The organism is Paenibacillus sp. ClWae2A, assembly GCF_032452295.1.
GTDB lineage: Bacteria > Bacillota > Bacilli > Paenibacillales > Paenibacillaceae > Paenibacillus.
Genome location: NZ_JAULSQ010000001.1, coordinates 534,848 through 560,672, shown reverse-complemented (window position 1 = coordinate 560,672; position 25,825 = coordinate 534,848). Strand labels below are relative to the sequence as shown.

Annotated in this window: 25 protein-coding genes; 5 read left to right on the top strand and 20 right to left on the bottom strand. The window is 42.0% G+C overall.

Annotated elements, in window-relative coordinates; translation table 11 throughout:
- Nucleotides 1-162 precede the first annotated feature (162 nt).
- The 4 genes from QVE09_RS02285 to QVE09_RS02270 form a co-directional block, all read right to left on the bottom strand.
- A complete protein-coding gene (locus QVE09_RS02285) occupies nucleotides 163-1,017 on the bottom strand; it encodes an AraC family transcriptional regulator (protein ID WP_315935492.1) in 855 nt (284 codons plus the stop codon).
- Between the two features lie 105 nt (nucleotides 1,018-1,122).
- Entirely contained in the window at nucleotides 1,123-2,247 is a 1,125-nt protein-coding gene (gene dnaN, locus QVE09_RS02280; protein WP_315935491.1) for a DNA polymerase III subunit beta, read from the bottom strand.
- Nucleotides 2,248-2,273: 26 nt separating this feature from the next.
- Complete coding sequence (locus tag QVE09_RS02275) at nucleotides 2,274-2,510, bottom strand: ribbon-helix-helix domain-containing protein (protein WP_315935490.1); 237 nt, start codon at nucleotides 2,508-2,510, stop codon at nucleotides 2,274-2,276.
- A gap of 174 nt (nucleotides 2,511-2,684) precedes the next feature.
- Nucleotides 2,685-3,908 (bottom strand): RNA polymerase sigma factor, encoded by a 1,224-nt coding sequence (locus QVE09_RS02270; protein ID WP_315935489.1) that lies wholly within the window; start codon nucleotides 3,906-3,908, stop codon nucleotides 2,685-2,687.
- 247 nt (nucleotides 3,909-4,155) lie between these two features.
- Here QVE09_RS02270 and QVE09_RS02265 point away from each other — a divergent pair, with 247 nt between their 5' ends.
- Nucleotides 4,156-5,121 (top strand): LacI family DNA-binding transcriptional regulator, encoded by a 966-nt coding sequence (locus tag QVE09_RS02265; protein ID WP_315935488.1) that lies wholly within the window; start codon nucleotides 4,156-4,158, stop codon nucleotides 5,119-5,121.
- Between the two features lie 97 nt (nucleotides 5,122-5,218).
- On the opposite strand, the gene QVE09_RS02260 is transcribed toward QVE09_RS02265, so the two are convergent.
- A complete protein-coding gene (locus QVE09_RS02260) occupies nucleotides 5,219-6,541 on the bottom strand; it encodes a 6-phospho-beta-glucosidase (RefSeq protein ID WP_315935487.1) in 1,323 nt (440 codons plus the stop codon).
- A 272-nt stretch (nucleotides 6,542-6,813) separates the two neighbouring features.
- On the opposite strand from QVE09_RS02260, the gene licT reads away from it, so the two are divergent.
- Nucleotides 6,814-7,656: a BglG family transcription antiterminator LicT gene (gene licT, locus QVE09_RS02255; protein ID WP_315935486.1), complete on the top strand. Its 843-nt coding sequence runs from the start codon at nucleotides 6,814-6,816 to the stop codon at nucleotides 7,654-7,656.
- Between the two features lie 227 nt (nucleotides 7,657-7,883).
- Nucleotides 7,884-9,767, top strand: a complete 1,884-nt coding sequence (locus QVE09_RS02250) for a beta-glucoside-specific PTS transporter subunit IIABC (protein WP_315935485.1) — start codon at nucleotides 7,884-7,886, stop codon at nucleotides 9,765-9,767.
- Between the two features lie 136 nt (nucleotides 9,768-9,903).
- Here the strand turns inward: QVE09_RS02250 and QVE09_RS02245 are convergent, their stop codons facing one another.
- From QVE09_RS02245 to QVE09_RS02195, 11 genes are all read right to left on the bottom strand, one after another.
- Nucleotides 9,904-10,665, bottom strand: coding sequence for a class I SAM-dependent methyltransferase (locus QVE09_RS02245; protein WP_315935484.1), 762 nt, complete (start codon nucleotides 10,663-10,665; stop codon nucleotides 9,904-9,906).
- A gap of 97 nt (nucleotides 10,666-10,762) precedes the next feature.
- Nucleotides 10,763-11,644: a phosphotransferase family protein gene (locus QVE09_RS02240; RefSeq protein WP_315935483.1), complete on the bottom strand. Its 882-nt coding sequence runs from the start codon at nucleotides 11,642-11,644 to the stop codon at nucleotides 10,763-10,765.
- 81 nt (nucleotides 11,645-11,725) lie between these two features.
- The gene (locus tag QVE09_RS02235; protein ID WP_315935482.1) at nucleotides 11,726-12,097 is read right to left on the bottom strand and encodes a DUF7674 family protein; all 372 of its coding nucleotides are present in this window, start codon (nucleotides 12,095-12,097) and stop codon (nucleotides 11,726-11,728) included.
- A 629-nt stretch (nucleotides 12,098-12,726) separates the two neighbouring features.
- Nucleotides 12,727-13,965 carry a DUF418 domain-containing protein gene (locus QVE09_RS02230; protein WP_315935481.1) on the bottom strand — a complete coding sequence of 413 codons (1,239 nt, stop codon included), beginning with the start codon at nucleotides 13,963-13,965 and terminating at the stop codon, nucleotides 12,727-12,729.
- Between the two features lie 168 nt (nucleotides 13,966-14,133).
- Nucleotides 14,134-14,874 carry a type I methionyl aminopeptidase gene (gene map / locus QVE09_RS02225; protein WP_315935480.1) on the bottom strand — a complete coding sequence of 247 codons (741 nt, stop codon included), beginning with the start codon at nucleotides 14,872-14,874 and terminating at the stop codon, nucleotides 14,134-14,136.
- A gap of 227 nt (nucleotides 14,875-15,101) precedes the next feature.
- The gene (locus QVE09_RS02220) at nucleotides 15,102-15,755 is read right to left on the bottom strand and encodes a hypothetical protein (RefSeq protein WP_315935479.1); all 654 of its coding nucleotides are present in this window, start codon (nucleotides 15,753-15,755) and stop codon (nucleotides 15,102-15,104) included.
- Between the two features lie 13 nt (nucleotides 15,756-15,768).
- Nucleotides 15,769-16,734, bottom strand: coding sequence for a zinc-binding alcohol dehydrogenase family protein (locus QVE09_RS02215; protein WP_315935478.1), 966 nt, complete (start codon nucleotides 16,732-16,734; stop codon nucleotides 15,769-15,771).
- Nucleotides 16,735-16,740: 6 nt separating this feature from the next.
- Nucleotides 16,741-17,367 carry an ABC transporter permease gene (locus tag QVE09_RS02210; RefSeq protein WP_315935477.1) on the bottom strand — a complete coding sequence of 209 codons (627 nt, stop codon included), beginning with the start codon at nucleotides 17,365-17,367 and terminating at the stop codon, nucleotides 16,741-16,743.
- The gene (locus QVE09_RS02205) at nucleotides 17,364-18,164 is read right to left on the bottom strand and encodes an ABC transporter ATP-binding protein (protein WP_315935476.1); all 801 of its coding nucleotides are present in this window, start codon (nucleotides 18,162-18,164) and stop codon (nucleotides 17,364-17,366) included. Before QVE09_RS02205 ends, QVE09_RS02210 begins: the two co-directional genes overlap by 4 nt.
- Nucleotides 18,148-19,062, bottom strand: a complete 915-nt coding sequence (locus tag QVE09_RS02200; RefSeq protein WP_315935475.1) for a glycine betaine ABC transporter substrate-binding protein — start codon at nucleotides 19,060-19,062, stop codon at nucleotides 18,148-18,150. Before QVE09_RS02200 ends, QVE09_RS02205 begins: the two co-directional genes overlap by 17 nt.
- 9 nt (nucleotides 19,063-19,071) lie before the next feature.
- Nucleotides 19,072-19,728, bottom strand: coding sequence for an ABC transporter permease (locus QVE09_RS02195; protein WP_315935474.1), 657 nt, complete (start codon nucleotides 19,726-19,728; stop codon nucleotides 19,072-19,074).
- 131 nt (nucleotides 19,729-19,859) lie between these two features.
- On the opposite strand from QVE09_RS02195, the gene QVE09_RS02190 reads away from it, so the two are divergent.
- Nucleotides 19,860-20,210, top strand: a complete 351-nt coding sequence (locus QVE09_RS02190; RefSeq protein ID WP_063567488.1) for a winged helix-turn-helix transcriptional regulator — start codon at nucleotides 19,860-19,862, stop codon at nucleotides 20,208-20,210.
- Between the two features lie 51 nt (nucleotides 20,211-20,261).
- On the opposite strand, the gene QVE09_RS02185 is transcribed toward QVE09_RS02190, so the two are convergent.
- Together QVE09_RS02185 and QVE09_RS02180 are read right to left on the bottom strand one after the other, a co-directional pair.
- Complete coding sequence (locus QVE09_RS02185; RefSeq protein WP_315935473.1) at nucleotides 20,262-20,792, bottom strand: VOC family protein; 531 nt, start codon at nucleotides 20,790-20,792, stop codon at nucleotides 20,262-20,264.
- 85 nt (nucleotides 20,793-20,877) lie between these two features.
- Nucleotides 20,878-21,840 (bottom strand): helix-turn-helix transcriptional regulator, encoded by a 963-nt coding sequence (locus QVE09_RS02180; RefSeq protein WP_315935472.1) that lies wholly within the window; start codon nucleotides 21,838-21,840, stop codon nucleotides 20,878-20,880.
- Nucleotides 21,841-21,964: 124 nt separating this feature from the next.
- Between QVE09_RS02180 and QVE09_RS02175 the strand changes: the two genes are divergently transcribed.
- Nucleotides 21,965-23,089, top strand: coding sequence for a GerAB/ArcD/ProY family transporter (locus QVE09_RS02175; RefSeq protein WP_315935471.1), 1,125 nt, complete (start codon nucleotides 21,965-21,967; stop codon nucleotides 23,087-23,089).
- Between the two features lie 141 nt (nucleotides 23,090-23,230).
- Here QVE09_RS02175 and QVE09_RS02170 read toward each other — a convergent pair whose 3' ends face one another.
- The gene (locus QVE09_RS02170) at nucleotides 23,231-24,499 is read right to left on the bottom strand and encodes a cytosine deaminase (RefSeq protein ID WP_315935470.1); all 1,269 of its coding nucleotides are present in this window, start codon (nucleotides 24,497-24,499) and stop codon (nucleotides 23,231-23,233) included.
- Complete coding sequence (gene codB, locus QVE09_RS02165) at nucleotides 24,468-25,745, bottom strand: cytosine permease (protein ID WP_315935469.1); 1,278 nt, start codon at nucleotides 25,743-25,745, stop codon at nucleotides 24,468-24,470. The genes QVE09_RS02170 and codB overlap by 32 nt, the downstream gene beginning before the upstream one ends.
- Nucleotides 25,746-25,825 lie beyond the last annotated feature (80 nt).

The window sequence follows — 25,825 nt, the reverse complement described above, 5'->3', positions numbered from 1 at the left end:
TTTACCAACAACGAATTTTCCGCCGTCACTTGTGATACGGTTCTCCGCGCTGTCTGCAACGGCAAGTTATAGGGCCATCCTTTGTGGGGATGACCCTATATTAATCTAGATTTGTTCAGTTTTCATCTTCGTTAACGCCTGCATTTCGCTCGCATAAGAGCGTTATTTTTTCTTCACTGGTATCCAGATTTCTCCTGAAACATTCCCATGCCGTGCCATTCCATAATACATTTCGAAAGTAGGGCCCTCAACCTGTTCGTATTCAGATGTCGGAAACCACTCAGAATAGATTCGTTCCCATAGTTTTTGCATATCACATTGCGGCTCTGGGAAAACCGCCCACGTTAATGTTGGGACAGCAAGTTTTGTGAATCTCTCGGGAATTTCAAGCCCCTTAGGTAAATGATAACAGATCAAGTATTTGAAAGATTCTTTAGTGTGATCGTAAAGGGCGGCGTGTAACATGGTGTCACCAAAACGTCCCAGTAAGTCGTTCATAATATCAACGCTGCCATCATCATCACATTTTATACGGAATTGAGGAACTTCAGAAAACGCTGTTTTCTGGTCTGCATTTATAATTCCATATACTCCAAACATCTCAAAAGAATCTCTTTGCTCAATACGGTAATTCATTTCGACATCCCCTTTTATTGAAATATGAAAGGACATTCGAGGATAGGCTTTTAGAGAAACGCCTGTATCACGTGCAGATATAGGCATAATACCATGAAGATTCTTAAAGGCTCGTGCAAACGCCTCCGGCGAATCATATCCATATTTCATAGCTACATCAATAACCTTTGAATCTGTTGTCTGCAGTTCGAATGCCGCCAATGTCAACCGTCGACGTCGAATGTACTCCGATAACGTTACGCCAGTAATAAATGGAAACATTCTTTGAAAATGATAGGTAGAGCAACAGGCTCTCTGTGCTATTTCATCATATGAAATAGTGTCCGCTAGATTTGTTTCGATATATTCCATGGCACTATTCATCCTGACCAACCAATCCATCGTATTCCCTCCCTTCAAGGTAATTTTATGGGAAACCAATAATGAATACCTTGCAATTTCTGCACCAAAAAGTCAGTAAAAACTTGATCGTATTTATGATACGGTTCACCGGGTCATCACTGGAGTAATCAAGAACAGAGTAGACATGAGCGAATCATCTGGAAGTACAACGATGGGACTGGTTTTTCCGGCGTATCTTATTCGGACGCTCGCGCAATCCATGTTGCGAAGTATATCGATAAAAAACTTTCCATTTAGTGATATCACGAATTCTTCCCCACACTTCTCTAATAATGGAATTTCATTCTGAATATCTCCAACATCGGCTGTTTTGGACAATAGTTTTAATGTGTCTGCATTAGCAACTAATCTAATCACTTGTTCACTAGCCATTACAGTTACACATTCAACTGCTCTCAACAGACATACTTTATCAACTGCAATTTCACACATATAAGATTGAGGGATTACATTCTTTATGGCTGGAAACGTTCCTTCAATAAGAACAGATTCCACTTTTAGTTCAGTTGTCATGAATTTAACTCGATTATTACTCACTTCAATTTCAATCGTGTCATCTGCTTTGTTTAACATTTTCGATAATTCATAGAGATCTTTCGCTGGAATAATAGCGTTCAAACTGTTGTGGGGAGCATCTTCTAAATACAAAGCGCGGTATGCAAGCCGCACTCCATCTGTAGCAATTAGGTTTAGAAGATCATTACTGCATTCCAAGGAAACTCCTGTTAATATGGGGCTGGTCTCGGACGTTGATGCTACGATCGCTAGCTGTTTAATAGTCGAACGAAATAAGGCAGTATTCATGCGTAGTTTAGTAGAAGGGAATGCCTCTCCATGATCAATGGAAGGGAATTCTGTAGGGTCCATTCCGCATAAACGTAATTGAAAATGACCTGATACAATCGAAAGAATCATTGGCTCTTTAATTTCAAGTATAACCTTGTCATCATTAAATTTACGAATAATATCGTGAAAATAACGCGATGGTATAACGATAGCCCCTGTTCTATTTACAGTCAGAGAAACACCATCTTGAGCAATCATAGACTGTATTGTCATACTTGTATTACTTGCCGTAAAAGTAACGCCATCTGCATTTGCTTGAATATGTATTCCTTGAAGAATAGGTATTGGACTATTCGCTGCTACTGCCTTGATCACACATTGTATGGCATTCATAAGAGAATCTTTTGTTATCTCTATCAGCAAAGACTTCACCTACCTCGAATAAAAAATTATTTTGAATAGAAGGACTCAATCATGTTACGTAAAGCCTCCGAACGAGAAAGTTTATGCTCTGTGCAATGGTTTTCGATTTTTCCCCACATGTCCTCTGTTAGAGTTAAAGATATTTTCTTGGTCACACCTATACTCTTTCTCCCGGAACCTTCTCGCAGACCACCTCTCGAAAAGACAAAACCTAACTGGCCTTCTTTATTAGAGACACCAACTTTAATCGTATTGTTGTTCAATATAATAACGCTCCTGTATTTTGATTTAGGTAACCTCATTCAAAACGTTCTTATACCTATCTTATCATGTCTATATATAGATTTACAATATTTTCAAAGCGATCGCTGAGAACAACGTATTGAATGTAAAAAAAGCCCGGTTCATGACCCGGGCAAAATACACTTAAGTATGGATTACTTTTCTATATAATCAACCATTTTCTTATGCAATTCCATCTCGGAGCAATGAAAGATTCGATTAAAATCCTGCGGATTACGGATCACGTTGTTTAGAATCTCTATTCCGTATTGTTCAATTACAAATTCCACGAACATGTACGAGAACTGGAACCCCTTCATTGTATCGAAATTCCAGGTGTCATCATCCAATTGTTCAAAAGTAGGAATGACCTTATTGCGAATAGCCTCTTCTGTGGATTCTTTAATATAGTCCTGAGTCATCAGCTTGGCTTCATATCCACCGATGCCTTGCCTGATCCATTTTGAAGCCTTCGGATTAATTTCACTAATCAGCCACATGGTGAACAAGTGAAGCGTGCCTTTAAGAATGGATTCATAGGTATGCTCAGGTCCTGGATTCAACGGAGATACAATTTTGAAAATATTACCTTCATAAGTGCCCATGAACCAATTGGGAGCATCTGCTTCTCCTAGGGCTTGATGAAACGTCGGCAGATCAGGATATAGTTCAATAACGACTTTTTGTGTTGGATGGTAATTGTACTTGGATGAGATTCGCTCAACATTATTGTTGAGTTCAACGAACAAATCATGATGTACCTTCTTCAGATGGTTGTTTGTCCCCGCATTGTCACCCTTATTTACAATGGAAATCAAATCTTGAATAGACATGATGGTAACGTCCCCCCATTCTTTAAGTTCCTTTTTAAGTTTTTCCAGAGATCTATATAATCTGTTCTTTACTGCACTCTCTCGCATCCCCACAATTTTGGAGATTTCAAACAACGTGCAGTCCACAAAAAAACGTAATGCAATAATTTCCTGGTCAATGTCATCAAGCTTTTTTAGTGCCACTCCAATATCGATTCGAAAATCAACATACTTCGTAAATTCAAGGGAGATCGACTGTGATTCATATTGAGTATAATCATATGGGGTTTCTTTTTTTCGCGATAACCTCCGATATTCGTTTTTCACTGTATTCTGCGCAATCTTAAATATCCACGTGAATAAATTCGATTTCCCTTTGAAGCTGTGAATATTTTCGACTGCTTTCAAAAACACCTGTTGAGTTAGATCATCTGCAACCATTGGGTTTAATTTGAGCGAGAAGTATTTGCAGATTCTTTGACGATGCAACTCATACGTGCTTTCAAAGCTTGTGATACGGTTCTGTTCATCCGGATAAACAGGGTTACTGTCATGAGCTCCTGACATGGTGAGTACCTCCTCTTGAATTACAATGAATTAGACACCAGACATAGTAAAAAAGCCACGCGATTTTAAAAAAATATTGTATGTACTCTTTTGGCCTGACTTTCTTCATAGAATAGTATCACGCCGTAAGGAATTAAGTTTCTTGTTCACAATATCCAAACTGCCATCACCTAGTGGCAAATCGAGATCATTCCCCAGCCTTGTAAACAATTAAAATCGTGCTATCCTTAATGATGAGGTGGATCAGATGGCAAATATTCAAGAGATTGCACGTCTTGCAGGCGTTTCTACAGCAACCGTTTCAAGGGTAATTAATCAACATCCCTATGTAAGCGATTTAACAAGAGAAAAAGTCTTGAACATCATGGAGCAATTAGATTATGTCCCTAATTCGAATGCAAAGTCTTTAAAAAATGGAGCGACAAAAGTCATCGGTGTTATGGGTGTTACTTACAATCCTCTTTTGATGTCACTTGTCCGTTCATTCCACATGATATCTCAAAAATACGGATTCAACATTATGCTTTTTATGACAGACGGAGATCGTGATAAGGAGCTTGTAGCGCTTGAAATGTTACGCAGTAAACAGGTGGATGCCCTTCTTTGTCTGGTTCGGACGATTGAGTGGGATATCATCGAATCCTACACGAAATATGGGCCAATTGTAACATGGCAGCGTCTTACCAGCGACACCATACCGTCCGTATTTATGGACCAATATCAAGGTTATACGCTTGGTCTCGAATATCTGTATGCCAGAGGTTATCGTAAAATTTTGAACGTGTATTCGTCCAAAGGACAGAATACCTTGGAGCGAATAAGAGCTTATGAGGATTTTGTGGAAAAGCATAGGTTGAAGGACACCGGCTTTCCTCAATTTCATAATAAAGTCACCATTCATGATGGCGAAGAAATAGCCCGATGGTGGATCGAACAAACGGACAAGCCGGATGCTATTTCCTGTTCGACCGATGAGGTAGCAGCAGGTATTTTAACGGAGATTCAACGCTCGGGATTTTCGGTTCCGGATGATGTGGGAATCATGGGATTTGATAATACAGACAGCGCTCACCTGCTTGATCTGACAACCATCCATTACCCTGTGGATAAACAAGCAGAGAATGCCTTTAATATCATTATGAGTATGCTGGAAAATTCAGCATCCAATCTTCATCCTCTTCAGTTTAGACTGATTGAACGAAAATCTACATAAAACATTCATCCATCCTCTTAAACTTCATGAACGAACAACATTCAGGCCTGTCCCTATATGAGGGACAGGCCTGAATGTTGTTCAATCTCTAAATAAATTATTTGTGAAATTGCGGAAGATGTTCTTTATGTGCCTCTAACATTTCGTCTAAAACTACCTTAGCAATGTCACCACTGGTAACGAGCGGATTAAGTGTGAATGCTTGTAGAGCGGTTGCGTAATCTCCTGTGACCGCTGCTTCGATCGTCAGTTCCTCCATTGCCTTCATCACCTGCAATAACCCTTTTTGTGCGGACGGGAATGCGCCAAAGTGAACAGGCTCTGCACCATGGGCTGTAATGATACTTGTAACTTCGATGGCACTGTTATATGGCAGATCGCTAATTGCTCCGCGGTTCTGTGTGTTGACTACCATATGCGTTCCCTTGTTGTTATATACGGAATTAATAACTTCACAAGCTGCGTCGCTGTAATAAGCCCCTCCGCGTTTTTCCAATTCCTTAGGCTTGTAATTCAGGTTAGGATCTTTATAAAGTTCAAACAAACTTTCCTCCAGGCGTTTCACAACCTGCCCACGAGTTCCTTCGCCATTGACCGCTTCTACTTCCTCTTCAAGCATGCTGTCGGTCATGTAATAGTACCGGTGATAAGGACAAGGCAGCATACCCAGTTGGAGAATTTGCTCATATAAGAAACGCATGCTTTTTATATTTTCCACCATTTTTTCTGGCTCGGCATCAGGACCGTAGAGCTTTTCGATGGCTTTTTTAGTAAGCTCTTTACCATCTCGGTCATAAATTTTGTGCCAGTGAAGGTGATTGATACCGGCAAATTTGAAGAACAGTTCCTCTTCATTTTTTTCCAGAACAGCAGCTTCATTCTTGGAGGAGATAATAGGAACATTACACAAACCAATAACCTTCTCCCATTTACCATATTGGAGCACAGCTTCCGTTACCATTCCCGCAGGGTTCGTGAAATTGATTAACCAAGCATCTGGGCAAAGCTCCTTCATGTCCTCAACAATTCCAAGAACGACCGGAATGGTACGGAATGCTTTGAACATCCCACCTGCACCGTTGGTTTCCTGACCAATCATCCCATGGCTAATCGGAATCGTTTCGTCCTTAATGCGAGCTTCCAAAAGACCTACCCGGAATTGGGTGGTGACAAAATCGGCATCGGCCAACGCTTCTCTTCGATTAAGCGTCAAGTGGATATCACAGTCGATTCCCGCCGCTTTTACCATCCGTTTAGCCATGGCTCCTACAATTTCAAGTTTCTCTCTTCCTGCTTCAATATCCACAAGCCACAATTCACGTATTGGAAGTTCATGATGCCGTTTGATAAAACCTTCAATCAATTCTGGGGTGTAACTCGATCCGCCGCCAATCGTCACAATTTTTAATCCTTTTTTCATTTTGAAGTCCTCCTTGTTCTATTGTGTTCTCAATTTGGACTCTATCTTGTGTAATGCATTACATGTCAAGAACTTTTTTAGTGGAATTAAATGGGGTTAATTTGTAACTTGAAACCGCTTTATCACTTGTGCTATAGTTACCTCAAATAAGGATTGTGACCGTTGATTCGGGCAATACCTAAGAAAGTTTGAATGCCGTTAACCAATTGGCGGCGTTTGAACTATCTTAGGTTTTTTTTATGCATATTGCAGAAAACAAGGAGCCGATGCACATGATTATTGAAAAAGTATTAAACAATAACCTTCTGCTGACCCGCAATACAAAGGGGAAGGAAGTCATCGTTATGGGTAAAGGCATCTCCTTCCAAAAAAGTGCAGGTGATGAGGTCGATGAACACAAGATCGATAAAATCTTCCATTTAGCCGAGCATGCATTTGCTGTAAAAATGGCTGAACTGATTCATGAATTACCCGCCGTTCATTTCGAAGTTGTGAACGAAATCGTAAAACACGCCAATCGCGTCCTTGGTACTGAACTCAGCGACAATATTTATCTGTCGTTAACCGACCATATTAGTTTTGCCATCCAACGTAAGAACAAAGGTATGGAGATTAAAAATGCCATGTTGTTCGAAATTAAACGTTTCTATAAAACGGAATTCAGTATCGGATTGGATGCTCTGCAGTTAATCAGCGACATGATTGGAGTTTCACTCGGGGAAGATGAGGCTGGGTTTATCGCCTTACATGTAGTCAATGCCCGACTTGACGGCACTGAAATGAAATTGACGATAAAGATGACTGAAATTGTCAACGAAATTTTGAAAATCGTCACGTACCATTACGGCACTGTTCTTGATGAATCGAGCTTAAACTATTCGCGTTTTTTAACACACCTTCAATATTTCGCCATGCGCTTATTACGCCACGAGATTCACCAAAGCGGCGAAGATTTTTTATATCAGCAGGTGAAAAGGACTTATGTCAAAGCCTTTTCCTGCACTTGCAAGATCAACGAGTACTTAGAAAAAACGTATGGACAGTCCTTAAACAAAGATGAATTCGTTTACCTAACCATTCATATCCAGCGGCTTACTGAACGAAGCACTTTATAGTCCTATTTCTTTCAAGCTAAAACTTCATATACAACACATTAGGATAAAGGATTGTGACTGGTAAAGCAGGCAAAACCTGGACTGATGGCAAAAAGATTTTTCTTTTTATTTTGCCACGAGTTCAGGTTTTGCTGCTTTTTGGAAGTGAAACGATGTAAGCCGGCACATCAGGAACGAACAGCTCACAACCTGAGATCAATTACCCATCATGAAGGAGGCAATATGCTATGAGTAATAAAGACAAAGAACTGTCCATACGTGTTATTGAACTTGTTGGCGGTGAATCTAATGTGAATGATGTATATCACTGTGCAACCAGGCTTAGATTCACCCTGAAAGATCATACAAAAGCGAATGAACAGGCCTTGAAAAATACACACGGAGTCATCACCGTTGTGAAAAGCGGCGGTCAATTTCAAGTCGTCATCGGCAATAACGTCTCCAAAGTTTATGAAGGAATCATGGAGCACACCAACCTTCAAGATGGCGGCAGTAAAACGGATACTAAAGAGAATGCAGAAAAAATAGGAATATTCGGAAAAACCGTAGATCTTATTTCCAGTGTGTTTTCCCCGCTGCTCAGTGCGCTAGCTGGAGCTGGATTGCTCAAAGGTCTGGTTGTGTTGTCTGTGGCGCTCGGCTGGCTAGATGACAACTCCGGAACTTACTTAATTTTAAACGCGGCATCAAGTAGTGTATTCACCTTTCTGCCCATATTTTTGGCAGTTACTGCCGCAAGGAAATTCAAAGCTAATATGAACGTATCCTTGGCTATTGCCGGAGCCCTGGTCTTTCCGACCATTTCTGCTGCGTTTAATAGCGGCCAAACCTATGATTTCCTAGGCATCCCCATTGTGCTTGTAATGTACACTTCCACCGTGTTTCCAATCCTTCTGGCAGTGTGGGTTCAATCTCATATAGAGAAATGGTTCAACTCGATTATTCACCAGTCTATCCGCAATATTCTTGTGCCGATGCTGTCGCTTCTGATTGTCGTCCCGCTTACCATTCTTGCTTTTGGGCCGATCGGCAACAGTGTTAGTCAGGGGTTGGCTAGCAGTTTTACCTCACTCATGCAATTCAGTCCAATGTTGGCAGGAGCAGTCACCGGTGGTTTCTGGCAGGTCATTGTTATCTTTGGACTCCACTGGGCTTTTCTCCCAATTACACTTAATAATCTGGCGGCGCTAGGATATGACCTAATGCGGCCGATGTTGACCGCAGCCGTGCTGGCTCAAGCCGGTGCTTTGCTCGCCGTTATGATGAAAACCCGCAATTCACAGCTTAAAACCCTTTCTGGCTCGGCTACGATTACTGCGATTTTCGGAATTACGGAACCAGGCATTTACGGGGTTACTTTGCGATTGAAAAAACCGTTCATTTACGCATGTATTTCCGCAGCCATCGGGGGTGCAATTATCGGAGTCGGTGGCGGTCGGGCAGTCGCTTACTCACTTCCCAGCCTGCTCGCTTTTCCTACTTACGTAACAACGGGGTTTGCCTCGGTTGTCATCGGTGTTTCGGTATCTTTTGTCTCGGCTTTTCTACTCACGTTGCTGCTTGGATTCAAAGATCTTGAGGCTACTGTTGAGGAGCCACAGACTGAAACTTCTGGACAGGAAAAACAAGCGATTGAGCCAAACGAATCGCGGTTGAACAAGGAAATCATTGTGAGTCCGCTGGAAGGCAGTGTCCAGCTACTTGAAAATTTGCCTGATCCCGCTTTCTCTTCAGGTGCCATGGGACAGGGGCTTGTTATTGAACCCACTGATGGAATTTTGGTATCGCCAATCAATGGTGTCGTAACAACCGTATTCCCTACCGGTCATGCACTCGGCCTGACCACGGACAGTGGCATAGAGCTCCTGATCCATATCGGAGTGAACACGGTAAAGCTAAAAGGACAATTTTTCGAGAAAAAAGTTAAAGAGGGTGATCGTGTTTCTTGTGGGCAACTGCTTGTAGAGTTTGACGCGGAGCAAATCCGGACAGCGGGTTACATCACTGCTACCTCAGTCATCGTTACCAACTCTGCCAACTACTTGGACGTGTTAAAAACTACCGAACAGGAAGTGAAGCAAGGCGATTATCTAATGTCGGCGGTAGTCTAACGATTTAAGATGAATTACCTGTCGGTAATCGAACCATTCTCGGGTTATATAATTGTCTACTAATTCACTTATTCCGTATGATCCAAAGAAGCCACTCCGGCAAAGGAGTGGTTCTTCTCTGGATAGCACTTTCAGTTTATTTATTAGCCACAATTGTAAATTCCCATGGAATGTTCTCATTTTCCCAACCACGATGCTCATCAAATTTCTTGATATTAAAGCCAGATGTAATAACGGAATTTATTATTTCGCTAAGGGTATACAGCCTAATCGAAACATCTGGAAAGTCTTGTTGTTCATCTTGAGAGAAATAATGTTTATATGCTACATCACCACTATGTAATTCTTCGTCAAAGTAGTTTTGTTGGATTGGGTATTCGACTTTAGAATTAGAGGAAATGATACATCTTCTTAAAGGATGAAAGTCACTCAAAACCATCACACCATCATCTTTAAGTAATGAGAACAGTAGAGACATGAATTTTTCAATGTCATTGAAATAATGTAAAATTCCGCCTTCCAAGTATAACATGTCAAAATGAGCACTATACTTTTCTAAGTCTATATCATAAATATCAGTAACAACATATTGTATAGACACATTGGCGGAATCTGCCAGTTCTAGAGCATATTTTTTATTTTCTTCAGATATATCAAATACGGTTACATCTGCGCCTAACAGCGCTATTGGGACTGCTTTTCTTCCATTTGAACCACAAAGGTTAGCAATCCTTTTTCCTGCAATTTGTTCAAAATACTGCTTATGTTTTTTTAGCTGTTCAAGGGGATTAGCTAATATTTGTTGTGCTTTTTCCTTAGGTGAACCATCTCGCCGATTCCAAAATTCATATGCCCGATGTTCCCAAGCCACCTTATTTTTAGCACTTTGTTCATTCATACTAAGTCAAATCTCCCTTCTATTACTTGTTCTGAAAGCGTATACAATTCTATAGTAGAATATGGACTGACGCCCTATCCTATATAAACAACTATACTCAACACTCCACCGAATTCCTTAAAATAAGAATATTCTCTTGAAGAAACGTATGATTTTTTTCAATGCCTCTATTTTTACACCAAACAACTGCGCTGAAAGCATCGTAAAAATCGTAAAATGGCAGCACTCTTTCCAGAGCCAGCATAGGTCGAATCGATTGATAACCTTTAATGAACGGTATCTTTGTTCTCGGATTAACTTTCCAAATATATCGATTAACTTTTGTGAAATCTATTTCCGAGGAACCACTACGAGCACTCTCGAAATCAATAATGCCAGCAACCTCGTTACCATTCACCAATATATTACCTGGCCTAAAATCCATATGAACAATGCATGGCCCGTCAGGATGCGGTAAAGCAGAGAAAACTCCATCAAAGTGATGAATACATCTCTCATACAATTCAGAGTCGAGAATTTCTTTACATGGCTCTTTCCACTTTTCAAAATTACTTTTGATATGTAATCTCCAATTATTTTGGTCAAGTAACTTAAAACCATCGGTTACATGGTAACCATACCCAGGAGTATTAACCTCATGGAGCATAGCATGATATACGCCAATCTGAAAAGAAAGTTTCTCATCAATCTCTCCTGTACAAGGCATACCTTGAATTGCTGAAAGGAGCAAAGCTCCAGCAGCACTTTCATCCCCGTACCATATGTCCAATACCTTAGGAACCGGTATTACACCCTTTAAATGTTCAAGCATCTGAAATTCACGGAATAGTTTATTCTTATTAAAAGGGATTTTCACAAACACGTTTTCTCCACTGACGAGAGTAAGTTTGTATACATCAGAGCTAAATGACTCTGGAACATCTTCGATATTTAAGACATTCAACTTTAGCTTTTCTATAACTTTTAAAATGGTATTCATATGTCGCCTCCTGTTTTGGAAGATTTCTTCCGATTTTATTACGAGGTCGCGAAAAGAATACATGGATCAAGGCAGATTATTCTATGAAAAATATTTTCCTGAGTGCAAATCTTCTATTTCTTGAGAGAGTCTTTTAGTATGTAACTTCATATAACATTGAGCTTTTTGCAAAATATCTGTATGCCCACCTAGATCATACAAGATTGTAGTAGATAACACTTGAACAATATAAAGGCTCGTTTGAGTTGCCATCCATTCAAAAAAATTGAAAAACTTCTCAATTTGTTCTGTATCATCATTTTCACGAAGCAATCCTTCAACATAAGTAGCCACTTTATCACCAAAAAACACATGTCCTAGAAACTCTTGATATAAATCCAAATGTTCTATATAACAATCGTGGAATTCAGGAAAAAGTTCTAAAAATTGATTGATTAAAATACCTTTGTCCATTCTCCAAGCTCCCTACCTTCCTGCCTGCAAATACTTACTGTTCTTTTCGTTTAAAAAACATCTTGCCAACCATAAGTCCCATAGCGGTTGAACAGATCAGATATCCAAAGAACAAGAAAAGTAAATAAACACCATGAAGATCTGCAGGAATCTGTTTCACACCTTCAAACCAAGCAAAACGAAAAGGATAAAAGATGACTACCCAAATGATCAGCAAGAAAAGAAGAAAATTAATAATTTTTAGCACAATAACGATCCTTTCAAGTCTGAGTGGAAAAAGTTGAATGTATATGCTTCATCTATCATTTCGCATTACCTTACCACTGCCCGCACTATAATAGTTAGCTTATGTATTAGGATTGATATGTTGAATCTATAAATAATTCTAAATTATAACAGGAAACATTAGGGGGATTTCTTATTCTTCAGTGAGTATAACAAATAAAGGTAATATAAGCACACAAAATTAATTATGAAAAACTCCATCCTAAAGGAAACAACCCGCTACTAACCAACGTTAAAGTTAAGTGGATAATTCGTGTCTTGCTTTAAGCATCGCTACGGCCGAAAGAAGCCCTTTCTTTTGGTAGAACGAGCTTCTTTTTGCGTTTCACGATAGCACTTTATGCTTATTGGACACCAGGCGCGTTTTCATTCGTAGTTAAATTCGATCTTTTCTTCTTTCTTGGCTGCCCTTTCCAGGACAGATATGTCCAAATCCGTAGGAGGTACTCGACAGGCCCATTGCTAAATTTCTTAAGATATAGCGGACTGAGCCACAATTGAATGCAGTAGACTGCAAGTGCAATAATCGCTCCGACAAACACGCCAGTACTTCCAAACAGCCCCAAGCCATATCCATAGAAAATTGTCGTACAGATTACGCTCTGCATCAGGTAATTCGTCAACGAGAGACGGCCAACCGCCTCGAACCTGCTCATCAGGCTGGTACGACGGTTTCCAGCATACAACAGCGCAAATGCGTATATGTACCCCAGTGCAAGCAACGTTCCACCAAGCGTCCCCCCGATTCCGATTCCGAGCCAACCTTCCGCACCCAATTGTGGCGCCAATACGCCGTATGCTTTGAGTATCAAACCAACTGGAATCAATAACGATGCCCGGCGAAGATACATTGTCCGCATCGTTTGGGGATCACTAAATGTGCCGATTCTGGCAGCATGCATGCCCAGCAGGAACATCGGTACTGTCATGAGTGGGGCTAACAGCAGGATCAATAAGGCGAATGACACCTCCAAATCCCCGCCGAATGGATCGCCGTTATTACTGAAATCCCTTATCTCCGCATAGCTGCCGTTGCCGTATACATCCTGACTTTGAATGATGTAGTTCTCCATATGAATGGACTCAATCGCCAGCGGGTTCATCGGATTAGATCCCGGGAGACCAAGTATCCCCGCTCCCATGAGTAGCAGTACCGCCCAAATGAACAGCGTTTTGGGCTTTCGATTAAGGAACATGAGCAGGAAGAAACCGAGTACGCCATAAAAAGCTAGGATATCCCCTTCCCACAGATAGATGATGTGCAGTAATCCGATTCCAAACAGCAGTAGAAAACGGCGTGCCAGATGACACTTTGGTCGTAAATCTCGTGATTTTAGGCTCTCCGAGAGCTTAACCATTCCGAAGCCAAACATAAATGCAAAAATCGGCATAAAACTTCCCACCACAGTGATCAGCAGGAACGAGAGGAAAGCCTGATCTGCTCCTCCGATCCCGAACAGTTGGGGTTTACTCTGGCCATACATTCCGTATTGGAAAGCCAACATATTCGCCAGAACAATGCCGGCCAGACTGAATCCGCGCAGTCCATCAATGAATTGAACGCGCTTTTTTGATGTGCTCAATCAATCACCTCTGTCTATAACATAAAGATCAGATCTAAATATACGTTAAATCCTTCCATAATTTCAACATAAATTAATAAGTGAACGTTTATATTATGATTTGCTTTGACGTACCAATAAAACAAAAATAAAAAAGTCGCTAATTTAGCGACTTTCAGTTTGATCACTTTAAAGAGTGACAATAATTGGACCATTCTTGGTAAGGATAATTGTATGCTCGATTTGAGCTACATAGCTGTTCTTAGTAACAAAGGTCCAGCCGTCTCCAGTTTGGACTACTTCTTCTTCTGAAGTTGAGATAAATGGCTCAAATGCGATAACCATGCCTTCTTTTAACAATTCATCATCCGATGGATCATTATAATTGTAGATGTGGTCAGGTGCTTCGTGTATTCCACGTCCAACACCATGTCCTGTAAGGTTTTTAATAACCGTTAATTCATGCTGTCTGGCAGTTTGGAATACGGCTTTTCCGATTCCGCTTTTTTTGGAGCCTGGTTTTGCTTTTTTAAGACCTGCTTCAAATGCTAGTTTAACAACGTCGCATATTTTCGTTAATACTTCTTCACCTTCGCCTACGACAAACGAGATTCCCGTATCTGCAAAATAACTGTTCTTGGAGCCAGACACATCAATATTGACGATGTCCCCTTCTTGAATAACCCGCTCTCCCGGAATACCATGTGCCACTTCTTCATTAACACTAATACAAGTAAATCCCGGGAAATTATATTCACTTTTTGGAGCAGAAACTGCGCCAGCTTTCTCAAAAAGCTCTCCTGCCAAATCATCAAGTTCTTTAGTTGTTATGCCTGGGATGGTTCTTTGAACCAATTCATCTCGAATAGAAGCTACAATTTTGCCAATTTCCTTCAAGCCATTAAAATCTTCTTCTGTTCTTGCGATCATTTTTTCTACCTCACTGTCTTTTATCATTAAATGATTACATAAGTATTTTTTGATTGAACATTAGATAATCATATCCAAAGCAGCAAAGCTTCGCAACTTTTTTATCAAGCTCACAGATCAAAATCCGATGGGTTCTAACTAGGCAATGTCAATTGAAACAGAAAAAACGAAGGCAATCGCCTTCGTTTTTTCTTTTATACTTGTTCGCGAAGAGAACATGACGTTGATCAATTGGAGATCGTAATCTTAAGGTCAGAAAAGAAAGCCTCTGTACCGATGTCTACGAATAGTCCGATATCTCCTGTAATTACAGTTCCTTTAGTCTTATCTAAAGAAATACATTCGGTCCCATCGACATATGCTGTCAGTTTAGTATCGTCAATGTCTAGCGTAAGATTAACCCACTCCGCAGGACCAATGTCTGCTCCTGCTTCGAAATGACCATCCGGGTAGTCCTGTCTCAGTCGGTCGAACTTCCAATCCGGATATGCGAAATATTGGAGGGCACGTTTGTCACGAGGCGCCTCAGGTCGTGTCTTCAAGCCATTAAGCGGACGAATATAAACGGCTTCAAAGGCATCCGTATGGTCACTTATACGATATGCCAATCCTGCAAATCCGCGTGCATAAGCCGGAGCATCATCTCTTAACTTGCTAAAGATATCCACCGATAAAGTTCCATTTTTGAATTCTACAGGAATTTTCAAGAATGTCGGCATGTCGATGAAATCAACGTTTGGTTCACCATGTGATACCTCATCCGTTAACGTAACTCGTAATGTCTGACGACCGCCCATCTGAACTGGGGTGGCAGTAACCGAGTGAGGTTGTGCTCCTTCTGGAATCGTCTCAAGATTGTAATCGATGATCCGATTGCTCATAACTTTCTCCTCCTCATTCATTCGTGATTACGATTTTACCATTCGCGGTATTGCTCTCCATGAACAGATGAGCCGCTGCTATTTCTTCGAGCTTGTACACTTTAGCAATAGGCGGGACAAGCGCATGATCCTTGATGTGGTTAAACAGATTGACTAACACCGTTTCTTTAATAACTTCACTTGTAAAAGCCGTAAACAAAACACCTGTCGGTATATCAATTAATGGTTCAAACGAATTAAGGATCCATTCATTGCCCAAGATGCCTGACATGCATAAGATGCCTCGCTCCGAAACCAATTGCAAAGACTCCTTCAAGGTAAGCGTTCCGATCAATTCCAGCACCTTATCTACGCCATTTGGAGCAATTTCAACTACTTTATTTGTAAAATGTTCATCATCCAGTATTGCGAAGTCCGCACCCGCCTGTTGAAGATACGCCAGCTTTCCGCTGTCACGAGTGGTCGATATGACGGTGGCTCCTACGCTTTTGGCAAACTGGAGGGCAGCCAGGCCAACGGAACTGGTCCCGCCTCGAATGAGAAGTACTTCTCCCGTAGTTAATTGAAGACTTTCAAATAACGATGCATATGCTGTGTAATACATTTCCGGAATGGCAGCGAGCGTAGTCCACTCCATTCCTTCAGGAATGAGATACACCTGCTCTGAAGGAATCAAAGCATACTCCGCATAGCTTCCATCAAATTCTCGCCCCAACCCTCCCATCAGAGAAGCAACATGCTGTCCTTTTTGGAATGTGCTATCCGATGCATCCTCGATCTCCCCCACGCACTCAATACCAATGATCCGCGGAAATTGTACGGAGGGTGAGTGCCCCTGCCTTGTATACATTTCTGAGCGGTTAATACCAAATGCTCTGATCTTGATTAACACCCAGCCTGGTTTAACTTCGGGAATGGGAACCTCCTGTACGTTTAGTTCTTCAGGTGCACAGGCACCTTCCAGTACAACTGCCTTCATCACAATTTATCTCCCCGCACCGATATAGATTCGTTTTTCCAACTGAATGAATACTGCATTTGTCGCTAGGGCAAGTCCTGCGGACAGGATGCTACCCCATAGAATTTTATCGATATTCATGGTGCGTAAACCATCATATAAGATCGTTCCTAACCCGCCTGCGTTGATAAATGCAGCAATGGTCGCCATGCCTATCGTAGATACGGAGGCAAGTCGCAGTCCTGTAAAAAGGGTTTGAATCGCCAAGGGTGCCCTGATCTGAATCAATATTTGCAAACGACTCATGCCCAACCCGGTAGCTGCCTCAATGATAGGTTGGTCCACATGATTCAAACCGGCGATAAAGTGGCGCAGAAGAATGTATTGATTATATAGAATCAGCACGATGATTGCCGTCGTTGTACCCAACCCCGTCACAGGAATCATGATAGTGAACAAAGCCAGGCTGGGGATGGAATACAGAATGGAAAAAACATAAATGAAAACGCGTGATACCCAGTCTGAAGTTAAGACTACGATGGTTAGAAGCACGGCAACAATAATGGAGATTAACATGGTTATGACCAGGATTTCCACATGCTCTAACAGTGCGTTTCCCCACTTATCTGGATGTTTGATTGCATAGTCGATCATTCTAAGTCCTCCCAGAAACGTTCTTGCTCCCTTGAAGATTGAATAAGTGACGCTACGAATTCATCTGCAGGATGATTAACGATTTCTTTTGGCGTATCAAACTGGCACACTTTCCCTTGATTCATAATAATGACCCGGGTCCCCAACTTGAACGCTTCATTAATGTCATGTGTGACGAACAGGAATGTTTTATTCGACCCTCCATGAATTTTCAATAATTCATCCTGTAAATGGAGACGGGTAATCGCGTCCAAAGCTCCAAAAGGCTCGTCCAGAAGCATGATCGCAGGATTGGTTGCTAAAGCTCGAGCGAGTCCAATTCGCTGTTGTTGTCCTCCCGATAATTGGGAAGGATAACGATGTTCATACGTCCGAGGGTCCAGTCCCACCAGATGCAGTAGTTCGGAGACCCTCTGCTCCGTTTTCTCTTTATTCCATTTCAACAGACGAGGTACGGTAGCAATATTTTTCGCGATGGTCATATGCGGGAACAATCCAACCTGCTGGATGACGTAACCAATCTTCCTTCTCAGCATCACGGGATCTATAGCCGCAATATCTTCTCCAAACATCTGAATGTTCCCCTGAGAAGGTTCGTATAAACGGTTTACCATTTTCAAAAGTGTTGTTTTTCCAGATCCAGAGGAGCCTAGTATCGTAATAAACTCCCCTTCTTCAATAGACAAATTCACATGATTCACTGCATATTCATTGGATTGTGCATAGGTTTTGCACACATGATGAAATTCGATGGCTGGTGGCCCCATATTACCATTACGTTTATTGGATGGATTCATAAAAGGCTTTTGCCACGTCTTCGTATTCTTCTTGTTCGACGTCCACTTTAGCGTTAAGTGCTGTGATCGTGTCTGTGTCCAGTGCCGAACTGATTTTGTTGATGACTTCAGCAATATCTGGATGTGCAGACAATACTTCATCACGGATGACAGGAGCCAAGTTGTAAGGGGGCCATACTTGTTTGTCATCTTCCAATAGAATGTACTGATCTTTATTTACGAGTTGTCCTTCTGTCGTATATGCAGGTGCAACATCTGCCTCATTATTTTTAAGTACTTCATATTTGAGACTATTGTCGTAGACTTTGGAGGACTTCCAGTTTAACTTGCCATATACTTTTTCCAATGCCGGAATACCGTCTGCACGCTGATCCACTTCTCCTTGGGAGGCAAATCGAAGCTCGGTTGCATGCTTTTGCAAATCAGTAATCGTCTTGATCCCCAATTTTTCCGAGGCTTCTGCACGAATGACGAGCCCTGCTCCATCATTGGCTGTAGAATAGTCGAGCCAGGTCAAGTTGAATTGTTTTTTGTATTCTTGCTTTACTGTGGCATATACTTCATCCGGATCAGTCAATAAGTCCAGCTTCAGGATGGCTAACAAACCGGTGCCTGTGTATTCTGGGTACATATCGATATCTTGATTTACAATGGAAGAATGGATCACAGAACCCGCAATATTAGGCACACGCTCTACTTGGTAGCCAGCATCCTCCAAGGCTAAAGCGTAAAGTTCTCCCACAATCAGATTTTCAGTGAAATCTTTGGTGCCGATTCGAATCGCTGTCTCTTTATTTTCCGAAGCCTGATTTTTTTGCTCACCACAGGCACATAAAAAGAGCGATAATACGATGATAAGTGAAGTTGTGATATAGATTTTTTTCTTTTTATTTTTCATGTCTTTTTCCTACCTTTGCAAAAATTGATATCGAAATAAAATTCGTTCGGATATATCAAGCAAAACTCCGATGAAGATGGCTAAGATTGCCACAGCTCCCCCGCCGATTAGAAGCAAATCCATTCGATTGAGTCCCAGACCGGTAAAAATGATTTCACCGAATCCCCCAGCTCCGATCTTGGCCGCCAAGGTGGCACTGGCGATAATTTCAATGGCAGCTGTTTTGATGCCTGTCAGAATGAGTGGTGCAGAAAGAGGGAACTTGATTTTCCACATCACTTGCCGATCTGACATGCCCGCCCCTTGAGCAGATTCAAGAACGGATAGAGGAATATGATTCAAACCGGAAATGGTATTCATTAATATGGGAGGTACTCCCAATAAGATTAACGCAATCAACGCTGGCTTCGTGCCAGTGCCCATCAACGGAATTAATAGAAGTAAAACAGCCAGGCTAGGTACAATCCGCAAAATCTGAATCAGCGATACAATCCACTTTTCCGATCGTTTGTGCGTGATAGTCAGATATCCCAGTGCAATTCCGATCCATGCAGATCCAAGCAATGCCAGTAAACTAACCTCTATATGCTCTCGCCCCAGAGCGAAGAAAGCGCGCCAATTTTCTGAGAAATAGGTTGCCAATTGCATCCACAAGTTTTCTTGCAACACGTTCCCTCCTTTCATTCAAGTTGCTTTTCCCTCGACAGCTTTATAATATAAGCATTATAATCGTTTTGAAAGTAGGCACCTTTTTATTAGATAGGAACCAAAAAGTAACTATTGGAGGATTAGCTTAAATGTTTACCAAAAAAGAGTTGCCTGAATGCCCTGTAGCAACAACGGTTGGTTTAATAGGTAACAAGTGGAAATTGCTTATCATGAGAGATCTTCTGAAAGGAACACAACGGTTCGGTGAGCTTCGCAAAAGTATTCCGGAAATCAGCCAAAAGGTATTAACCGAAAATTTGCGTTCCATGGAAGGAGACGGTATCGTTATTCGCACCGTATATGCGGAGGTACCGCCCAGAGTTGAATACAGCTTGAGCGATTTAGGCAATACGCTGAGACCCATCATTAGTGTGATGGAAACATGGGGAATGGATTATAAGAAGCTCAATGAGGATACTTCGACCGATACAGACGAATAGGATTACGGACAGTAGAAAACGAGCGCATCCATGTTTAGGATGCGCTCTGAACTAGCTGTTCATGGAAAAATCGCTTTTGGCCCACTCCGCAACCCTTCGACTACTTTCTTCTTCCGATAGATCTTCAATCCGAGTCAGAATAGACCACCGTACGCCAAAAGGGTCTAGTATACTTCCGAATCGATCACCAGACGCAAAGTTAATAGTTTCTTCTCTTACTTTCGCCCCTCTGGATACGGCGGTTGCAATGGTTTCATCCACATTAATGACATAAATCCCTAAAGAATAACATACATGATCTTGATCTGGCGGCAGAGCCAACTGATATGCCGGGTTCGCTGCCCCCAGCTGTAAAAACCCATTTCCAAAATCCAATTCGGCATGAACAATAATCGTATTACCATTTCCATCTGGATGCTCAGTGATATCCTTCACCCTTGCATTGAAAACAACTTTATAGAAATGGATTGCTTCAGAAGGGTCTTTCACTGTTATAAATGGAGTAATCGATGTAACGCCTTTTGGCGTACCGTTCTTTGTATATTTTCCTGATGCCGCCTTGTGTTTTGTCTGTTCACTCATGTGTCTATTCCGCCTTCCTTCTCTGTAATCCGAGATTGTCATCATTATAAAACAACTTCACTGACATCCACTGTCAGTGAAGTTGTTAAAGTTGATAGTATTCCATTAGCTCGGATACAACAGCAACAAGTCTGTCCTTCAAACACTGTGGTTCGATGACTTGAATGGATTTCCCGTAGGATAAGAGAAAATAGGGGACGTATGTATGAATCGATTTTTCATCAAATAAAAAGACGGCTTGATTGGGAGTCCGCTCTTTCAGATAATGTCCCATAAACCAATGCAGCCCCAGGTCATCCAATGCCTCTGATCGGCCTTCGATAACTAAGGAAATTAACCCCTCTTTTCCCCCTACATCAGGTAACAAATTTTGCATAAAAAATTCACGAGCAGAAAAAGCTTCCGAACGCTGAAAGCGGAGCGAAGTAGGCTTGATTCGCAGAATACGATCTGCCCGAAAGCTGCGGAATTCATTTCTCAAGTGACAAAACGCAATGGTATACCATTTATTATTCCAGTAAACCATTCCATACGGGTCTATTACTCTTTTTTTGGGTTGTTCATCACGGCTTCTGCGATAATCAATTTCGACAGAACAATCATTAGCCACTGCTTGCTCCAATTCCGCCAAGATCGGCTGAACGGATGGGTCTCCCATGCGATTGATAACGTTAAACCCGGCTAAATGACGACGAAGTGTGTTTTCCTGCTCCTGATTTGAATACATTTTCAACTTGGATGTCGCATTGTCCAAAGCCTCGCTCAAAGGGTATCCAGCCTCCTTTGCAAACACAGCAGCTTGGAGAAGTGCCTTTTTTTCTTCAATATCAAATAACAGAGGTGCTTTAATATGCTGATTCAGCAAGCTATACCCGCCATTGTGACCTGTATCGGAAATGATCGGTACTCCACTGGCACATAATGCATCAATATATCGATATACGGTTCTTATATTGATTTCTAACTTTTCGGACATTTGTTTTGCAGTTACCTTGGTGCCTGAATTCAGCATCCATAGAATGGCTAACATATTATCGTTCTTTGGCATAACCTACATCCTCATCTTAAATAATTATTCGATATCTCTACATTATATCAGTACAGCATATTTTACATAAAATAACTGCGTTCGGCGATACTACAAACAAATTCTCCGGTTTGGAGTGAAGCCAATGAAGCAAGCCACAACCAAGATCAATACCTCTGAGGTTATTATTGTGGTTATCAATTCAATACTCGGAGCTGGAATTCTAACACTCCCTCGCACAATTAGTAAAGCAGTAGGAACACCGGATGTATGGATTTCTGTCATTTTATCAGGATTAATTGTAACCACAATCAGCATTCTTCTTGTGACCTTGTGTCGTAGATTCCCCGGTAAAACGGTATTCGAATTTATACCTGAAATCACTGGTCATTGGATTTCTTATCTATTGGGACTTTTAATTATCGTATATTTTGTTGTTCTTTGTTCATTCGAAGTCAGAGTCATGGCCGAAATTACAAGTATGTACATCCTTGAGCGCACGCCTACTTGGGTCACCATTATGGTCAGTTTGTGGATTGGTATTTATATGTTAACGGGTGGTCTTAAGGTCATCATCCGGGTCTTTTCAATCGTGTTGCCCGTTACACTTGTGTTGTTAGCGCTGGTTTTCCTTTTAAGCAGCAAGATGTTTGAACTTAATAACCTCAGACCACTCCTTGGCGAAGGATTCATACCAGTGTTGAAGGGGCTTAAACCTTCGTGTCTCTCCTATTCCGGATATGAAGTATTGCTAATCATTACAGCGTACATGGCAGACGTAAAAGCCAGCAATAAAGCTGCTATATACAGCATACTTAGTTGTACGATCATATATTTGGTCACGATTGTCACAGTTGTAGGGAATTTATCTTTGCCAGGAATTCAAACGCGGATGTGGCCAACGTTCGACATGGTTCGGAGTTTTGAAATTGAGGGATTTCTTTTTGAGCGTTATGAATCGCTGTTCATCGTATTTTGGCTGATGCAGATCTTTGCAACCTATGCTTTTAAACACTATTTTGCGGCAATCGGAATCCGAGATTTGTTTCGTCTCAAAAATATTACGAGCATACAATTCGCGATGTTGCCTGTATTGTATTTGATTGCTTACTTGCCTAAAAACCTGGAGGAAACGTTAGCTTTGGGAGACTTTCTCGGAAATATGTCCATTTTTTTATTTGGCTTGTTACCACTGCTATTGCTGATCATTAGTTTCGTTCGTAAAAAAGGCGGGAAGCAGGCTACTAGTGAAGCCATAAAGGTAGGCTAAATAGTGAGTTTTTCTTATAGGTGCTCAGGAGAACCTTTCGTTCTCCTGGCTCTCCAGTAGCATAATGCATTCTGTAGACAGTACAAAAAAGCAAAAAAAGCCGCTAAAATAGCGACTTTTAATGGGAGTATATTTTCTCTATTATTTATTGAAAGTAACCTTCTCTGAACCGCCTTCAAAAATGATGGATGTGTCCCTTGGCTTCGATTCCGCAATTTTACGGCCACCTCTGTAGGAATAAAGTACACCGGCTTGTTTGCGAACAGCCTCATATTCATTCTCTGCTTCAAGCACGATGAAGTTAGCAGGTTTGCCTTCTTCAATACCGTATACATCCTCGATGTGTAACGTTCTTGCGCTGTTTTTCGTAATAAGGTCAACTGAATTCACGATCTGATCATAACCAAGTAACTGCGAAGCATGAATCCCCATATGCAGCACTTGCAGCATGTTGCCTGTACCGAGCGGATACCAAGGATCGAAGATGTCATCGTGTCCAAAGCATACATTCAGACCCGCTTCCTGCAACTCTTTAACCCGCGTCAGCCCTCTTCTTTTTGGATACGTATCGAAGCGTCCTTGCAGATGAATGTTAACCAGTGGATTGGAGACAAAGTTCAGATCAGCCATCTTCAGCAGACGGAACAACTTGTACGTATAAGCGTCATTGTATGACCCCATTGCTGTCGTGTGGCTTGCCGTTGTGCGTGAACCCAGTCCGCGTTCATAAGCTTCCTTGGCAACGACTTCAACAAAACGGGATTGCTCATCATCGATTTCATCGCAATGGATATCAATGAGCCGATCGTATTTTTCGGCCAGATCAAACGCAACTTTCATTGAATCAACACCGTATTCCCGTGTGAATTCGAAGTGCGGAATGCCGCCGACCACATCAACGCCCATTTTCAGTGACTCTTCCAGCAATTCTACACCGTTTGGATAAGAGTGAATGCCTTCCTGCGGGAAAGCAACAAGCTGGATGTCCATGTATGGAGCCATTTCTTCTTTTACTTCAAGCATCGCTTTAACTGCGATCAAGCTTGGATCGGTAACGTCCACATGAGTCCGTACATGTTGGATGCCCTGTGCCAATTGCCACTTGAGTGCCGTTTTGGAACGTGTTTTGACATCCTCATGTGTCAAGAAAGCCTTGCGCTCTGACCAGCGTTGAATGCCTTCGAACAGCGTTCCGCTTAGATTCCACTCCGGCTCGCCTGCTGTGAGCGTTGTATCGAGATGAATATGAGGCTCAATGAAAGGTGGCAGCACAAGCGATCCGTTAACATCCAGTATCTCCTCATTTTCAGTCACTTCCAGTGTTTGTGCGATTCGTTCAAACTTCCCGTCTCTCACAACGATATTCCATAGTCCTTCTTTACCCCGCAATTTTGCGTTCTGTATAATCATTTATTTTCCCCATTTCTTTGGATTCTTTCGCAGGAACAATCAGCATCAAGACGATATAGGCCACTGCTGTACCAAGCAGTGCGTTCAATGGTGTTACGCCAGGAGCCAGTTGGGCGAATGCCACGCCGATGGCCCAAGCCACCATCGCTACCCAGTTTACATTTTTGAATGACATGTCGGCAAATGGCTTATAGTTTCTACGTTTCACAATGAAGTAATCTGCGATAATAATAGCCCCGATGGATGGTACCGCCGCGCCCAGTACGTTCAGGAAACTGACGAAGTTGTTGTACATCCACATGGCGAATACGGTACCGACGATGCCGTTTACGATGACGAAGAATTTTTTCGAAATTTTGGTGATGTTGGCAAAACCAAGACCCGAAGCGTACAGTGCATTATCGTTGGTCGTCCAGATGTTCAGACCCAGAACGATGATTGCCGGGATGATCAATCCTTGCAGGAACATGACCTCCGAGATATCGGCCAGGTTATAGGCCATCGCACCAACTGCACCGAAGAGAAACATGAGTGAGTTACCCAAGAAAAATGCAATAACTGTTGCGGTAACCGCCTGTTTGGATGTCCGGGAAAACCGGGCAAAATCGGGTGTCAGTGTTCCTCCACTTATGAATGATCCGATACAGATCGTCAATGCCGCCGCCGCGGTAAGCGACTGAGTCGGCGTGTAATCAAACAACCCTTGCAGACCTCCCAGCGAACCTGCACCTTCGAACATGGAGTAACCACCGAGAATGGCAATCGCAGGAACTGCGATATAACCAAGAATGACGAGTGACTTCATACCAAAGATGGCTGATGCCGTCATGGCAAGTCCAAATACGATGATCAGCAGGTACACGTTCCAGTCCATGGCTTTGGCAACCGGGATTGCGAACATGGCTACCCCGACTCCGAACCATCCGACTTGTGTGAAGCCTAACAGGAACGAAGGCAGATACGACCCTTTTGCACCGAATGCATATTTAGCGAGCAAATGTGTGGACAAGCCTGTTTTGGCAGCGATATGCGCCAGTGCCCCTGTATAGATACCGAGCACCAGATTGCCTGCAAGTACGATGCCAATGAACTCCATGAACGTCAAGCTGACGCCCAACGTGCCTCCTGCCAACATGCTTGCAGAGAAGAAAGTGAAACCCAGCATGACGGATAATGTCTTCCAAAAGTGGTTTCTTTGCGTTTTCGGCACGGCTTGCCATGAAAACTCTTGATCTTGTTTGCTCATCAGAATACCCCCAACGTAAAGTGTATCTGATACCAAAAAAAAGCAGAAAAAAGAGGCTACTCGTCAAGTTATACACTGAC

What these genes read in the sequence shown, in the direction of transcription:
- QVE09_RS02285 (WP_315935492.1), bottom strand. Translation starts at nt 1,017, where the DNA reads ATGGATTGGTTGGTCAGGATGAATAGTGCCATGGAATATATCGAAACA.
- QVE09_RS02270 (WP_315935489.1), bottom strand. Translation starts at nt 3,908, where the DNA reads ATGTCAGGAGCTCATGACAGTAACCCTGTTTATCCGGATGAACAGAAC.
- QVE09_RS02265 (WP_315935488.1), top strand. Translation starts at nt 4,156, where the DNA reads ATGGCAAATATTCAAGAGATTGCACGTCTTGCAGGCGTTTCTACAGCA.
- QVE09_RS02260 (WP_315935487.1), bottom strand. Translation starts at nt 6,541, where the DNA reads ATGAAAAAAGGATTAAAAATTGTGACGATTGGCGGCGGATCGAGTTAC.
- licT (WP_315935486.1), top strand. Translation starts at nt 6,814, where the DNA reads ATGATTATTGAAAAAGTATTAAACAATAACCTTCTGCTGACCCGCAAT.
- QVE09_RS02250 (WP_315935485.1), top strand. Translation starts at nt 7,884, where the DNA reads ATGAGTAATAAAGACAAAGAACTGTCCATACGTGTTATTGAACTTGTT.
- QVE09_RS02245 (WP_315935484.1), bottom strand. Translation starts at nt 10,665, where the DNA reads ATGAATGAACAAAGTGCTAAAAATAAGGTGGCTTGGGAACATCGGGCA.
- QVE09_RS02240 (WP_315935483.1), bottom strand. Translation starts at nt 11,644, where the DNA reads ATGAATACCATTTTAAAAGTTATAGAAAAGCTAAAGTTGAATGTCTTA.
- QVE09_RS02235 (WP_315935482.1), bottom strand. Translation starts at nt 12,097, where the DNA reads ATGGACAAAGGTATTTTAATCAATCAATTTTTAGAACTTTTTCCTGAA.
- map (WP_315935480.1), bottom strand. Translation starts at nt 14,874, where the DNA reads ATGATCGCAAGAACAGAAGAAGATTTTAATGGCTTGAAGGAAATTGGC.
- QVE09_RS02220 (WP_315935479.1), bottom strand. Translation starts at nt 15,755, where the DNA reads ATGAGCAATCGGATCATCGATTACAATCTTGAGACGATTCCAGAAGGA.
- QVE09_RS02215 (WP_315935478.1), bottom strand. Translation starts at nt 16,734, where the DNA reads ATGAAGGCAGTTGTACTGGAAGGTGCCTGTGCACCTGAAGAACTAAAC.
- QVE09_RS02210 (WP_315935477.1), bottom strand. Translation starts at nt 17,367, where the DNA reads ATGATCGACTATGCAATCAAACATCCAGATAAGTGGGGAAACGCACTG.
- QVE09_RS02205 (WP_315935476.1), bottom strand. Translation starts at nt 18,164, where the DNA reads ATGAATCCATCCAATAAACGTAATGGTAATATGGGGCCACCAGCCATC.
- QVE09_RS02200 (WP_315935475.1), bottom strand. Translation starts at nt 19,062, where the DNA reads ATGAAAAATAAAAAGAAAAAAATCTATATCACAACTTCACTTATCATC.
- QVE09_RS02190 (WP_063567488.1), top strand. Translation starts at nt 19,860, where the DNA reads ATGTTTACCAAAAAAGAGTTGCCTGAATGCCCTGTAGCAACAACGGTT.
- QVE09_RS02185 (WP_315935473.1), bottom strand. Translation starts at nt 20,792, where the DNA reads ATGAGTGAACAGACAAAACACAAGGCGGCATCAGGAAAATATACAAAG.
- QVE09_RS02180 (WP_315935472.1), bottom strand. Translation starts at nt 21,840, where the DNA reads ATGCCAAAGAACGATAATATGTTAGCCATTCTATGGATGCTGAATTCA.
- QVE09_RS02175 (WP_315935471.1), top strand. Translation starts at nt 21,965, where the DNA reads ATGAAGCAAGCCACAACCAAGATCAATACCTCTGAGGTTATTATTGTG.
- QVE09_RS02170 (WP_315935470.1), bottom strand. Translation starts at nt 24,499, where the DNA reads ATGATTATACAGAACGCAAAATTGCGGGGTAAAGAAGGACTATGGAAT.
- codB (WP_315935469.1), bottom strand. Translation starts at nt 25,745, where the DNA reads ATGAGCAAACAAGATCAAGAGTTTTCATGGCAAGCCGTGCCGAAAACG.